Here is a 13,902-nt window from a genome sequence, read left to right as displayed (position 1 = left end):
TAAGAAAAAACTCCTTGTGTAGACAAGGAGTTTTTTACTTATTTTTATTAAGAATTTTTTATATTGTAGTATCCTATAAGGCGTAATCGAAATTCTTTTAATTCCGGATACGCCTCTAAATTTGCTAACATACCTCTAATTACCGGAATTCTTGGATTAAGCAATCGTATTTCCGCCTCTAAAACATCTAATGTAACCAACAGCTCATCATCCTCTAATTGATCAGCTAAAGTGCGCTTAAATACAATAATCTCTTTTAAAAAATGTTCTTTAACTTGTTCCTTAATAAGCTCTGATTTACAAAGGAATTCTCCAAGCTTTTCTTCATGTAAAATAGGTTCTTCCGAAGATTCTACTAAGCCATCTACTAAATTATCTACTCTTTTTAAAATAAAAGCAGCTACATACGATAAATCAATTTCTGGTGCTTGTAAAATAATTAATTCTAAATACCCACGGCATATGCCTTCTACCATAATTACTAAATCCAATAAATATGGCATAACCTTTTCACCATAAATGGACAATAAACTATTCCGATAAAATGCATGAGACTCTAACTTCATCCGCATCATAAATTCTTCTACTTCTTTATTAAACGGAATCGCATTTTCTCTCGCATGCATAATAATAAATTCTTTATGCTTTTGTATATCATTAAACTGACAATGTAATTGTTTTGCAAATTTTTCACGTGGTAATAAAGACTCTTGTTCAATATCCAGCATTTTCTTTTGGATTTTGTCATAATAATATCGAAGTGTCGCTAATAAAAGCTCATCTTTCGATTTAAAATATAAGTAAAAAGCTCCCTTAGATATACCACTAGCTGTCACAATTTCCTGCACTGATGTCGCATTTACACCCTTAGTAGCAAATAACTTCATAGCCGATTCTATAATTAAACGCTCTTTTTCTTTCATATCTTCTCTCCTAAATTTAATCTCGCATCTTATTATAAATGTATTATACCATCTCTTTTTATTGACGATTGACCGAACGGTCAGTTATATTATGTATTAGACTGACCAGTTGGTCAATATAATAAAAAGGGAGCGCAAACATGAACAAAATCATCAATTTCTCGTTAAAAAATAAGTTCGCAGTTTGGCTACTAACCATTATTGTTACTATTGCGGGGATCTACTCTGGACTCAATATGAAGCTGGAAACAATCCCTGATATTACAACACCGATTGTGACAGTAACTACGGTCTATCCTGGTGCTACACCAGAAGAAGTAGCTGATAAAGTTTCAAAGCCGATGGAAGAACAACTACAAAATTTAAGCGGTGTTAACGTTGTGAGTTCATCATCTTTTCAAAACGCATCTTCTATTCAAGTAGAATACGATTTTGATAAAAATATGGAAAAAGCAGAAACAGAAATTAAAGAAGCTCTCACAAATGTAAAACTCCCAGAAGGTGTTAAAGATCCTAAAGTTTCACGAGTAAACTTCAATGCCTTTCCAGTTATTTCGTTAAGCGTGGCAAGTAAGAATGAATCTTTAGCTACCTTAACTGAAAATGTAGAAAAAAATGTTGTACCAGGATTAAAAGGACTTGATGGTGTTGCATCTGTTCAAATTGCTGGCCAACAAGTAGATGAAGTACAGCTTGTCTTCAAGAAAGATAAAATGAAAGAACTAGGACTAAGTGAAGATACCGTAAAAAATGTGATTAAGGGATCGGATGTATCTTTACCACTTGGCTTATACACATTTAAAGACACGGAAAAATCAGTTGTTGTAGATGGCAATATTACAACGATTAAAGCGTTAAAAGAACTTAAAATCCCAGCTATACCTTCCTCACCTAACGGTCAAGGTAGTCAAAATGCTGGCGCTGGTGCACAAACGCCGCAAATGAATCCAGCTGCTATGAACGGGATTCCAACAGTTACATTAGACGAAATTGCTGACATTAAAGAAGTTGGGAAAGCAGAATCTATTTCTCGAACAAATGGAAAAGAAGCAATTGGAATTCAAATTGTGAAGGCCTCTGATGCAAATACAGTTGATGTTGTAAATGCAGTAAAAGATAAAGTAAAAGATCTTGAGAAAAAATATAAAGATTTAGAGATCATTTCAACATTCGACCAAGGTGCACCTATTGAAAAATCAGTTGAAACAATGCTGAGCAAAGCAATTTTCGGCGCTATCTTTGCGATTGTTATTATTATGCTGTTCCTACGAAATATTCGAACAACGTTAATTTCTGTCGTTTCAATACCACTTTCTTTATTAATTGCTGTTTTAGTCATAAAGCAAATGGATATTACGCTTAACATTATGACACTTGGAGCAATGACCGTTGCTATAGGCCGCGTTGTCGATGACTCAATTGTTGTTATTGAAAATATTTACCGACGTATGTCGTTATCAGAAGAGAAATTACGTGGAAAAGATTTAATTCGTGAAGCTACGAAAGAAATGTTTATCCCAATTATGTCTTCCACCATTGTAACAATTGCTGTATTTTTACCGCTTGGACTAGTAAAAGGTATGATTGGTGAAATGTTCTTACCATTCGCCTTAACTATCGTCTTCGCTTTATTAGCATCATTACTAGTAGCAGTTACAATCGTACCGATGCTAGCTCATTCCTTATTTAAGAAAGAGAGCATGAGGGAAAAAGAAGTACATCATGAAGAAAAACCAAGTAAATTAGCAAATGGGTATAAACGCATACTTGCATGGGCTTTAAATCACAAAATTATTACATCAAGTATCGCTGTCCTTCTATTAGTTGGTAGTCTTGCACTTGTACCAGTTATCGGTGTAAGTTTCTTACCTTCTGAAGAAGAAAAAATGATTATTGCAACATATAATCCTGAACCAGGTCAAACGTTAGAAGACGTTGAAAAAATTGCAACAAAAGCTGAGAAGCACTTCCAAGATAATAAAGACGTCAAAACAATTCAGTTCTCATTAGGTGGAGAGAATCCAATGAGTCCTGGTCAATCAAACCAAGCAATGTTCTTCGTGCAATATGATAACGACACGAAAAACTTTGAAAAAGAGAAAGAACAAGTCGTTAAAGATTTACAGAAGATGTCTGGCAAAGGCGAATGGAAAAACCAAGACTTCGGAGCAAGTGGCGGTAGTAACGAAATTAAACTATACGTTTATGGAGATAGCTCAGAAGACATTAAGCCTGTCGTAAAAGATATTCAAAATATCATGAAGAAAAATAAAGACTTAAAAGATATAGATTCTAGTATTGCAAAAACATATGCAGAGTACACTTTAGTCGCAGATCAAGAAAAGCTGAGTAAAATGGGCTTAACGGCTGCTCAAATTGGAATGGGACTTTCTAATCAACATGATCGCCCTGTTCTGACAACAATTAAAAAAGACGGTAAAGATATCAATGTATATGTAGAAGCTGAAAAACAAAATTATGAAACAATCGATGACTTAACAAATCGCAAAATTACAACACCACTTGGTAATGAAGTAGCTGTGAAAGATGTTATGACTGTAAAAGAAGGTGAAACATCGAATACAGTAACACACCGAGATGGACGTGTTTATGCAGAGGTTAGTGCCAAAGTAACATCTGATGACGTTTCAAAAGCATCTGCTGCAGTACAAAAAGAAGTAGATAAAATGGATCTTCCTTCTGGTGTAGATGTTTCTATGGGCGGTGTTACTAAAGATATTGAAGAATCATTCAAACAACTTGGCTTAGCGATGTTAGCTGCGATTGCCATTGTATACTTCGTTCTTGTCGTTACATTTGGTGGTGCCCTAGCACCATTCGCAATTTTATTCTCGCTACCATTTACAATTATTGGGGCTCTTGTTGCCTTATTAATCTCTGGTGAAACATTAAGTGTATCTGCAATGATTGGTGCGCTTATGTTAATCGGTATCGTTGTAACAAACGCAATCGTGCTTATCGACCGCGTTATTCATAAGGAAAATGAAGGACTATCAACACGTGAAGCTTTATTAGAAGCTGGTGCAACACGCCTTCGTCCAATTTTAATGACTGCAATTGCAACAATCGGTGCTCTTATCCCGCTTGCATTAGGATTTGAAGGTAGTGGCTTAATTTCTAAAGGACTTGGCGTAACGGTAATTGGTGGATTAACAAGTTCAACGTTATTAACACTTCTTATTGTTCCAATCGTTTATGAAGTATTAAGCAAATTTAAAAAGAAAAAAACAAAATAACAAAAAAATAACCTCGCTAACTGCGAGGTTATTTTTTATTTCCAAACAAGATTAGGAAATCGCCATATCCTTCTTTCTCTAATTCCTCTTTTGGAATAAATCGAAGAGCTGCGGAATTAATACAGTAACGAAGGCCATTTGGTCCTGGACCATCTGGAAATACGTGCCCAAGATGTGAATCTCCTTCTTTACTTCTCACTTCTGTACGTGTCATATTATGACTCACATCCATCTTTTCTTTCACACTTGCTGACATCACTGGTTTTGTAAAACTAGGCCATCCACATCCACTATCAAATTTATCTAGAGAAGTAAACAACGGCTCACCTGAAACGATGTCTACATAAAGACCTTCCTCTTTATGGTTCCAATACTCATTTCGAAATGGTGGTTCTGTACCATTTTCCTGTGTTACATAATACTGCATCTCATTGAGTTTTTCTTTTAAATGAGCATTATCCTTTGGCCAATGTTGCTTAATAAAAGCATCTCGTCCTGAGCCTTTACGATATAACTCATAGCGGAATGTGTTTTTCTTATGGTATCCTTGGTGATATTCTTCAGCTGGATAAAATGTAGCTGCTGGTAGTATTTTTGTCGCAATTGGTTTTGAAAAGCGTCCACTCTGCTCAAGCTCTTCTTTTGAGGCCTCTGCTTTTTTATGTTGTTCTTCATTATGATAAAAAATCACCGTTTCATAAGACTGTCCGCGGTCGTGGAATTGTCCACCAATATCGGTCGGATCAATTTGTCTCCAATATATATTTAACAATTCCTCATACGGCATTTTATTTGCATCAAATGTAATTTGTACTGCCTCATAATGTCCCGTCGTTTCTGAACATACTTCTTTATACGTTGGATTCTCTTTATGACCACCTGTATAGCCAGAAACAACCTTTATAATCCCTTCCATCTCTTCAAATGGCGAAACCATACACCAGAAGCACCCTCCAGCAAATGTAGCCAATTCTATCTTTTCATTTACAGCCATTACTTCACCCCTATTCTATGTTCTGCTTACAGTATGGCATAAGAAACATCATATTATAAAAGAAAAAGCACCGAACATCGATGCTTTTTCTTTACTTCACTTTATTTTTTCCAACATCCTTCTCCATTTCATCACTTGTCACGTCTAAAACATCTAATAAGAAGATGAAGATTGGAATACCGATAATTAATCCCCATACACCTAAGAAGTGTTCTGAGAAGATTAATACCATAAATGTATAGAAAATCGGTAAATTTGTTTTTTGCGACATAAACTTCGGGTTTAATACGTAACTTTCAAGCGCATGAATCACTGTTACGATAACCAAAATATAAACAACGTACATGATACCGCCAATATTGTAAGCAATCATACAAAGTGGGAATAACGAAATGATAACCCCCGCTACTGGAATTAAGCCCAGCAAGAAAATCATTAACGCTAAACCTAATAATTGTGGGAATCCTAATATCCATAATGCGATAACTGAAAGAACACAGTTAACAACAGCAATTAAAAATTGCGCTTCGATTACCTTTCCAAATGAACGTGCAAATTTCTTTCCGAAGTACTCAATTTCAGTATAGAAAATTGCAAGCCTGCTTTCTTTAAACTTTGCAGTAAAACCGACAATACGAGATTTTTCTAATAAGAAAAATAAACTCAAAATTAAAGAAAGTAAAACTTGAAGGCCAAATTTACCAACATTCGTAATCGATTTATACAAAATGTCTACGCCTTGTCCTACATATTTAGAAAGCTCCATATGATTGACAGCATTAACTGCATACTTAATTAGTTCACTATCTGGTGGGTTTCTTAAAAATACATTGAATTGGTAAATCAGTTGTGAAATTTGTATCGTCAATACTGGTAAATATTTAAATAGCGTAATAGCAATTCCACCAATTAACATTACATATAGAAATGCTATAATAATTTTTCGATTAATAGGCATGAAATGATCTAATTTGCGTGAAATAAACTTTTGGAATCGATCCATTAAATACGTGAGAATAAACGTAATTAATATTAAATTCAACATACTTTGCAGCCCGTATAACACGAGAGCAAGTATTACTAATACGAGTAACCTCTGAAATCCTTTGCTTTGAAACAGGTTTTTTATTTGCATAATCGACGAATACTCTCTCCTGTCCTATAAACTAAAACGTTAATAAGTAGATTTCTCTCTCTTTTCTACTTTTAATTATTCATTCATATTAAGATTTTTATAAACTCATTATATGCCTACCTTACCAGGTATATAGTAGCCTACTTCTTATTTTACAATACAATGACCTAATTCAAAACGTATTCTACATAGTATTAATGAAGATTTAAGGAAACTTACATTTTTTAATAGGTCTTACCACTACTGTAACATAAAAAGCAAGCTATCAGTAGAAATCTGTTCTACAAATAGCTTGCTTTTCTTATTTTTTAAGTAAGTTTTACTATCCAATGAATGGCATGAACATTGGGATGACAACTACTGTTACAACCCCAACTACCGTTACAGCAATACTTGCCATCGCTGCCTCTACCTCACCCATTTCAATTCCTACTGCAACTCCTAATGCATGACCCGCTGTTCCAAGTGCTAAACCTTTTGCAATCGGATGTTTCACTCTAAATGTTTTTAAGAATAATGCTCCTAATGCGTATACGATAACTGCGTTGAAAATAACTGCAAACGATGTAATTGCTGGAATACCACCAATACTTTCTGAAATTGGTAACGCAATTGCTGTTGTTGCTGCTTGTGGTAGCATTGAATTCATTACTGCTGTATCTAAACCGATTGCTTTTGCAACAATGAACACGACAATTACTGAGCAAATAGATCCAACCACGATAGCTGATAAAATTTGCCACCAATATTTTTTCAACTTATCAACTTGTTTATATAGTGGGATAGCGAATGCAATTGTTGCTGGCTCTAAGAAGAAACTAATCATTTTTCCGCCAGTATTATATTCTTCAAAAGTAAAGTTACCTACCTTTAGAAATACAATCCCTAATACCATCGCTACGAATAATGGTGTAAATAGGAAGAACCCTTTTGAATGCTTGAATAATAATGTTCCGATTCCGTATGCGATTAATGAAACGACGATTCCGAAATATGGAGTCATTGTGCTTGCCATGTTCATTACCTCCCAACAATATATAAATACAATGTTTACGCAACCTTTCCGTGCTTGCGTCCTTTATTTACTACTTTCAATTCTTTTATATCTTCTGTTTCTTTTTCATCTTTTCCTAAAATAAATTGTGCAAATAATCCTGTTACAGCGAGTAAAATAACTGTCGCTACAACAATTACAGTTAAAATTTGTACAAAGTATTGCCCCATTACACCAAGAGAATTAATAACTGAAATACCTGATGGGACGAATAAGAATCCAATAATACCTGTTAAAGCTGTTCCGAGTGATTCAACTTGCTCCAATTTAATAACTTTTAAACATAATAGACTAAATAAAATAACTAACCCGATTACCGATGAAGGCATTGGAATTGGTAAATGTGTTGCAATAATATTAGAAATTAACATAATAGCTGAAAATATGAATGCTTGTGATAAGAAACTATATACTTTTTTCGTACTCATTTTGGCCACCTCTTTCGATTTGGTACCTTTATTGTATAGGATACAACCGCCCAAGTAAGCGTTTACATAACGGAACGTCAAATATACAGAATCAGTTACAAATATAAAAGGATGAAATACAAAAGCTGCTTCTTAAATACGAAGCAGCTTCTTGAGTTCTTTTGCATATGTACGACTAACAGGTACTTTTGATCCTTCTTTCATAATTAAATTATAAGTAGAGTTAAACCATGGCTGAATTTCAGTAATATGATTAATATTTGCAATAAAGCTACGATGAACACGCATGAAACTTACTTGCGGCAACTTCTTTTCCAAAATCACAAGTGTATCGTGTGTTACATATGTTTCCCTCATTGTTTTTACTGTCACTTTTCCGTCCACAAGTCCTACATATACAATATCTTCAATATTAACAAGTACGATTGATTCTTCAATTGGTAATGCTAATTTATGCATCTCTACTGTTACATCTGTCCCCTTTATTTCGTGCTTCGTTTCTATTTGCGATTGTTTTTGTTTTTTATACTTCTTTAATGTCTGCACAATACGCTCTTCATCAAATGGTTTTAAAATGTAGTCTAACGCATCTACTTCAAATGCTTGCAGTGCATATTGATCATAGGCAGTAGCAAATACAATTGCAGGTGGATTTTTCATCTTCTTTAATATATTGGCGATTTCAAATCCGTTATCATCGGATAATTGAATATCTAAAAACACAATATCTGGTCTACTTTGCATTAGTTCTTCTAATGCGTCTTCCACACAATCAGCCTCACCAATTATCTCAACTTCTTTCGTTCTCTCTAATAAATACTTTAGTTCATCACGTGCTAACATTTCATCGTCAACTACTAATACTTTTAACACCCGGCTCTTCCTCCCCTACTTTTTTTGGAATAACAAAAGTAATCTCTGTCCCCTCATTTAATTCACTTTCGATATGAAGCATCGTTTCTTTTCCAAATAATCCAATAAGACGTTCATTAATATTATATAAAGCTGTTCCAGTCCCTTTCTTTGACGAAACTACCATCTTTCCTAATTGTTCTAAACGTTCTTCCTCAATTCCCTGTCCATTATCTTTTACTTCAAAATGAACCATACCCTCTTTTTCAAAAACATGCACTTCTACTTCACATACTGGTTGCTTCTTCGGAAAAGCGTGTCGCAATGCATTTTCAACCAATAGTTGAAGAACAAATGGTGGTACTAAAGTTGTCTTTAGCTCGTCCTCAATATACATCTTTACCTCATACTTATTTGGGAACCTTGCTTGTTCTAAGGATAGATATGCCTGTACATGGTTTAATTCTTGTTCTAGTGGAATCAATAACTGACGTGCCCCTTGCAAATTACATCGGAAATATACGCTAAGCTGTAATAATAACTTCCTTGCTTTTTCTACATCTGTTCGGCATAAAGCTGATACTGTATTAATCGCATTAAATAAAAAGTGCGGGTTAATTTGCGCTTGTAATGCTTTTATCTCCGCATCTTGAAGTAATTTACTTTGCAACTCAGCTTCTCCTAACTCTAACTGCGTGGAGAATATTTTTGCTAACCCTTCTGCTAATTCTTCTTCAACGCGACTTAACTGGTTAGGATTTTTAAAATACAGTTTTAATGTCCCTATCGTATTTCCATGCGAAGTTAGTGGAATAACAATCGCCGCTTGCAAAGGGCATCCTTCATGTTGACAATTAATGACCTCACGTGATTTTGCTTTCATTATTTGCCCTGTATGTAAAACTTCTTTCGACAAACCAGTTATTAAACTATGTGAAGGAATATGGTGATCTGATGCTAATCCAACATGAGCTAATATTTTCTCTGTATCTGTTAAGGATACCGCATCTGTTCCTGTAAAACGGTGAATAATTTGTGCCACATGCTTACATGATTCTTCTGTTAAGCCTTGGCGAAAATATGGTAACGTTTTATCTGCAATACGTAATACCTTATGAGTCTGAAGTGCCTTTGCGTTCTCTTCCTGACGCAAAATAGCTTGTATCATAGAAAGTAAAATAAAACTTCCAAAACTATTTACAAGGATCATTGGTATCGCAATTGTTTTCACAATGCTCATTCCATCCTCTACAATTAATAGGATCATAATCATTTCTAAAGAAACGATAAAAACACTTAAAATCGCTGAAAACTTAGGAGTAATTGTACGATTATACTTTTTGAAAATGTATCCAATATACCCCGTTATAACACCTGCTAAAATTGACGAGATTGCACAACTTAGAGCTGTCGTCCCTCCAAGCATATAACGGTGAATACCAGCAATTGATCCTACCCCAATTCCGACGATAGGACCACCAAGCAATCCACTAATTCCAACACCCATAATACGTGTATTCGCAATGGTACTCGATGATGAAACACCTTGTAACCAATTTTCATTCATAATCGTATTTCCTGCTATTTCAATCCCAGTGTAATTGCTTACAATTGTAAATACCGAAAAAATACAAATAAGCTTAAGCTTATCTACATAGCCATCCTGTTTATGAAGGAGGCGTCTGAAAGTTTTAATATGAGAGAGTAAAAATCCTAAAATAACTATAAGTCCGACTCGTTCAATCATCATGAGTACTAAATTTAGCATCTTTGATTCATTCCTTTTTATTTAGTTAGTTTTATTATGGGAAAATAATGAAGTCGGCGTCAAGAAGAACGAAATGTTTTTTGAAATATTTTACACATAATAACTTCCTCTTTATTTGACAAGACATATAGAAGAGTGCTAAAAATAAAGTAATATAATACAGTCCTTTAACCCAACCCCGTGAGGTTGAGAAGGAAGTCGGAATACAATATACGTATGTTCTTTTCTTGGGGATACGTATGCTTTTTTGGCCTTCTCATCATATCAGGTGAGAAGGCCTTTTGTTATTCTTCCATAGCGACTGTAGAAAATAAGGAGGAGTAATAATGAACGTCACTACTGATGTACAACAAACAACAGAGGAGACAAAAGCGAAAAGATATAAAACATTATTTGGTTCTGCGCTAGGATATGCAGCAGAAGGTTTAGATATGTTGCTATTATCTTTCGTACTTGTCTATATTTTAAAAGAGTTTCACTTAAGTCCTGTTGAAGGTGGAAACTTAACTTTAGCTACCACAATAGGAATGTTAATTGGTTCTTATTTATTTGGATTTATTGCTGATTTATTTGGCCGTATTCGTACAATGGCCTTCACAATCTTACTGTTTTCACTAGCAACCGCACTCATTTATTTCGCAACAGACTACTGGCAATTATTAATTCTGCGCTTTTTAGTTGGAATGGGAGTTGGTGGTGAATTCGGAATCGGAATGGCCATCGTAACAGAAACATGGTCTAAAGAAATGCGCGCTAAAGCGACATCTGTTGTTGCACTTGGATGGCAATTTGGTGTACTGATTGCTTCACTCCTTCCAGCATTTATTGTCCCACACTTTGGATGGAGAGCCGTTTTCTTATTTGGATTAATTCCAGCTTTACTAGCTGTCTATGTCCGTAAAAGTTTAAGTGAACCGAAAATATGGGAGCAAAAACAACGCTACAAAAAGGAACTATTGCAAAAAGAAGCTGCAGGTAAATTAACAACTACTGAAGCAGAACAACTAAAACATATAAAAAAATTTCCACTTCGAAAGTTATTTGCCAATAAAAAAGTAACAATTACAACAATTGGTCTTATTATTATGTCGTTCATCCAAAACTTCGGATATTACGGAATCTTCACATGGATGCCCACTATTTTAGCAAATAAATATAACTATACATTAGCAAAAGCAAGTGGCTGGATGTTCATTTCTACCATCGGTATGCTAATTGGAATTGCAATCTTTGGTATTCTAGCTGATAAAATTGGTCGCCGTAAAACTTTTGCAATCTATTATATTGGCGGTACAGTATACTGTCTCATTTACTTCTTCTTATTCACAGATTCAACATTATTATTATGGGGAAGTGCATTGCTTGGATTCTTTGCAAATGGAATGATGGGAGGATTTGGAGCAATTTTAGCTGAAAACTATCCTGCTGAAGCTCGCTCTACCGCCGAAAACTTTATTTTCGGTACAGGACGTGGATTAGCTGGATTTGGGCCTGTTATTATTGGCTTACTTGCTACAGGTGGCAACCTACTTGGAGCATTGTCCTTGATTTTTATCATCTACCCAATCGGGTTAATTACAATGCTACTATGTGTACCAGAAACAAAGGGAAAAGTATTAGATTAAACGTAAAAGAGGAAGCATCTCATTTAAGATGCTTCCTCTTTTACGTTTTTATTTATTTTGATTTACTAGCCTTCTGAAATAAGAATGCAGTTTTATCTTCTTCTTTTACAATACCTTGTTTTAATGCTAATTCTCCCGCAACTTTAGGCGCTAACCATAGCATTGGGAATAACAAAATTGATACCGGAACTGCCGTCACCACGATAAATGATTGTAGCGCATTAATACTTCCTTCACCCATATATAAAAGAATTGCTGCAACTGCGCCCATAATAAGCGACCAAAAAATTCGCAAACTAATTCTAGGATCTCCGTCTCCAGTCACTGCCATTGAAATGGAATATGCCATTGAATCTCCTGTTGTCACTACAAATAAAATTGTTAATAAAAGAAATGCTGGTCCAATAATATTAGAAAGTGGCAATTGCCCTGTAATTGCAATCATAGCTGCCGGCATACCAGATTCACTTAATGCGTCCGAGATAGACCCTGGATTCATCAACTCATAAAACACGCCTGATCCACCTAATATAGTAAACCAAAATGTTGTAATAATAGGTGCGATAATTCCAATTGCAACGATGATTTCTCGAATCGTTCTCCCTCTTGAAATTCGACTCACTAAAATTGCCATCATTGGTCCGTATCCAATAAACCATCCCCAGAAAAAGATTGTCCAAGATCCTAACCAACTTGTATCACCACGGTATGTGCTCATCGGTATAAACTCATTTACATAAAATCCAAACGAAGAAACAAACGAATCAATAATAAATCCACCTGGCCCAAATAGTAATATGAATGCCATTAACACAATTGCTAATCTAACATTTAAATTACTTATAATTTGAATCCCTTTATCAATACCTGTTACTGCCGATATGGTAGACACGGCCACCACACAAACAATAATTGCTAATTGAGTAGTAAACACATCAGAAACTCCAAATAATTCTTGTAATCCATAACTTGCTTGTAAACCTAAAAATCCAATTGGGCCAATTGTACCTGCAGCTACTGCAATAATTGCAGCTGCATCAATTATCGTTCCAAGCAGGCTCTTTCTTAATTTTTCCCCAAAAATAGGATATAAAAGCGTTCGAGGTTTTAGCGGCATATCTTTATGATAATGTCCATACATCATAACTACCGCACTAATTGTACCTAAAATCGTCCATGCTAAAAATCCCCAATGCATATAACTTTGTGCTAAAGCAGGCATGACTGCTTCTTTCGTTCCAGCAGATATACCATCATGTATTGGTGGCACCGTCATCAAATGATACATTGGCTCTGCTGCTGCCCAAAAAACGCCACCTCCAGCAAGTAATGTAGACATAATAATAGCAAGCCATTTTGCCGTACTAATCTCAGGTTTTTCTAATCCCCCAAGCTTAACTCTCCCATATTTGGAGAAAGCCATACACATCGCAACAATAAATGTACCTAATAATAAAACTTGCCAGAAGGCACCGAAATATTTAATTGAAAAAGCGAAACTTTTATTAATCGCACTCTCTACATAATCCTTGTTCAAAAAAACTGCAATTACAAATAATAAAAGTGAACCACCACTAATAATAAATACAGGCCAATCAGTTTTTCGACTCTTCATCCTCATTTATACTTCCTCCTTCCTCAGCAATCTAAAAAAACAACTTTATTATGTTTTATTGTTTAAACCTAAAACATAATAATTATATATGCATAACATTTTATCGACTTCCCACATACTTATGTTGTCCCTAAAAATATGCCAAATCCCTTATTAAAAAGAAAAATTCTCTTCCTCTTACATAAAAAAGCAAAACAAAAGACCTTATATTTCTATAAGGTCTTCGAAACAGAAATTTGATTATAACATAA

The 13,902-nt window shown here is 34.8% G+C and carries 10 protein-coding genes and 1 pseudogene; 2 read left to right on the top strand and 9 right to left on the bottom strand.

Features of this window, described 5'->3' with window-relative positions; genetic code table 11:
- Positions 1-47: 47 nt before the first annotated feature.
- Positions 48-923 carry a TetR/AcrR family transcriptional regulator gene (locus tag ACTFO4_RS10325; RefSeq protein WP_000659648.1) on the bottom strand — a complete coding sequence of 292 codons (876 nt, stop codon included), beginning with the start codon at positions 921-923 and terminating at the stop codon, positions 48-50.
- Positions 924-1,063: 140 nt separating this feature from the next.
- On the opposite strand from ACTFO4_RS10325, the gene ACTFO4_RS10320 reads away from it, so the two are divergent.
- Positions 1,064-4,180 carry an efflux RND transporter permease subunit gene (locus ACTFO4_RS10320; RefSeq protein ID WP_440013621.1) on the top strand — a complete coding sequence of 1,039 codons (3,117 nt, stop codon included), beginning with the start codon at positions 1,064-1,066 and terminating at the stop codon, positions 4,178-4,180.
- A gap of 28 nt (positions 4,181-4,208) precedes the next feature.
- On the opposite strand, the gene msrB is transcribed toward ACTFO4_RS10320, so the two are convergent.
- The 7 genes and pseudogenes from msrB to lytS form a co-directional block, all read right to left on the bottom strand.
- The gene (gene msrB, locus ACTFO4_RS10315) at positions 4,209-4,661 is read right to left on the bottom strand and encodes a peptide-methionine (R)-S-oxide reductase MsrB (protein WP_224201069.1); all 453 of its coding nucleotides are present in this window, start codon (positions 4,659-4,661) and stop codon (positions 4,209-4,211) included.
- 45 nt (positions 4,662-4,706) lie between these two features.
- Positions 4,707-5,174 (bottom strand): annotated as a pseudogene (msrA, locus tag ACTFO4_RS10310) (peptide-methionine (S)-S-oxide reductase MsrA); the annotation flags it as partial.
- A gap of 91 nt (positions 5,175-5,265) precedes the next feature.
- Positions 5,266-6,309 (bottom strand): AI-2E family transporter, encoded by a 1,044-nt coding sequence (locus tag ACTFO4_RS10305; protein WP_001166010.1) that lies wholly within the window; start codon positions 6,307-6,309, stop codon positions 5,266-5,268.
- A gap of 322 nt (positions 6,310-6,631) precedes the next feature.
- On the bottom strand, positions 6,632-7,324 hold the full coding sequence (gene lrgB / locus ACTFO4_RS10300; RefSeq protein ID WP_000168869.1) for an antiholin-like protein LrgB: 693 nt from the start codon (positions 7,322-7,324) through the stop codon (positions 6,632-6,634).
- A 35-nt stretch (positions 7,325-7,359) separates the two neighbouring features.
- Positions 7,360-7,791 carry an antiholin-like murein hydrolase modulator LrgA gene (gene lrgA, locus ACTFO4_RS10295; protein ID WP_000104900.1) on the bottom strand — a complete coding sequence of 144 codons (432 nt, stop codon included), beginning with the start codon at positions 7,789-7,791 and terminating at the stop codon, positions 7,360-7,362.
- A gap of 132 nt (positions 7,792-7,923) precedes the next feature.
- Positions 7,924-8,664, bottom strand: coding sequence for a LytR/AlgR family response regulator transcription factor (locus tag ACTFO4_RS10290; protein ID WP_000921843.1), 741 nt, complete (start codon positions 8,662-8,664; stop codon positions 7,924-7,926).
- Positions 8,642-10,411: a two-component system sensor histidine kinase LytS gene (gene lytS / locus ACTFO4_RS10285; protein WP_000933564.1), complete on the bottom strand. Its 1,770-nt coding sequence runs from the start codon at positions 10,409-10,411 to the stop codon at positions 8,642-8,644. Before lytS ends, ACTFO4_RS10290 begins: the two co-directional genes overlap by 23 nt.
- A gap of 326 nt (positions 10,412-10,737) precedes the next feature.
- Between lytS and ACTFO4_RS10280 the strand changes: the two genes are divergently transcribed.
- Positions 10,738-12,036, top strand: a complete 1,299-nt coding sequence (locus ACTFO4_RS10280) for an MFS transporter (RefSeq protein WP_001103412.1) — start codon at positions 10,738-10,740, stop codon at positions 12,034-12,036.
- Between the two features lie 52 nt (positions 12,037-12,088).
- On the opposite strand, the gene ACTFO4_RS10275 is transcribed toward ACTFO4_RS10280, so the two are convergent.
- Positions 12,089-13,657 carry a BCCT family transporter gene (locus ACTFO4_RS10275; protein ID WP_001242445.1) on the bottom strand — a complete coding sequence of 523 codons (1,569 nt, stop codon included), beginning with the start codon at positions 13,655-13,657 and terminating at the stop codon, positions 12,089-12,091.
- Positions 13,658-13,902: the final 245 nt, after the last annotated feature.

The sequence above is a fragment of the Bacillus cereus group sp. MYBKT14-1 genome (assembly GCF_051915185.1).
In the GTDB taxonomy this organism is placed as follows: Bacteria; Bacillota; Bacilli; order Bacillales; family Bacillaceae_G; genus Bacillus_A; species Bacillus_A cereus.
Note: the sequence above shows the minus strand (reverse complement) of the source record. Positions and strands in the feature narration are given on the sequence as shown.

Coding starts and splice junctions, on each gene's coding strand:
- ACTFO4_RS10325 (WP_000659648.1), bottom strand. CDS start 923: ATGAAAGAAAAAGAGCGTTTAATTATAGAATCGGCTATGAAGTTATTT.
- ACTFO4_RS10280 (WP_001103412.1), top strand. CDS start 10,738: ATGAACGTCACTACTGATGTACAACAAACAACAGAGGAGACAAAAGCG.
- ACTFO4_RS10320 (WP_440013621.1), top strand. CDS start 1,064: ATGAACAAAATCATCAATTTCTCGTTAAAAAATAAGTTCGCAGTTTGG.
- lrgB (WP_000168869.1), bottom strand. CDS start 7,324: ATGGCAAGCACAATGACTCCATATTTCGGAATCGTCGTTTCATTAATC.
- lrgA (WP_000104900.1), bottom strand. CDS start 7,791: ATGAGTACGAAAAAAGTATATAGTTTCTTATCACAAGCATTCATATTT.
- ACTFO4_RS10305 (WP_001166010.1), bottom strand. CDS start 6,309: ATGCAAATAAAAAACCTGTTTCAAAGCAAAGGATTTCAGAGGTTACTC.
- ACTFO4_RS10275 (WP_001242445.1), bottom strand. CDS start 13,657: ATGAGGATGAAGAGTCGAAAAACTGATTGGCCTGTATTTATTATTAGT.
- lytS (WP_000933564.1), bottom strand. CDS start 10,411: ATGCTAAATTTAGTACTCATGATGATTGAACGAGTCGGACTTATAGTT.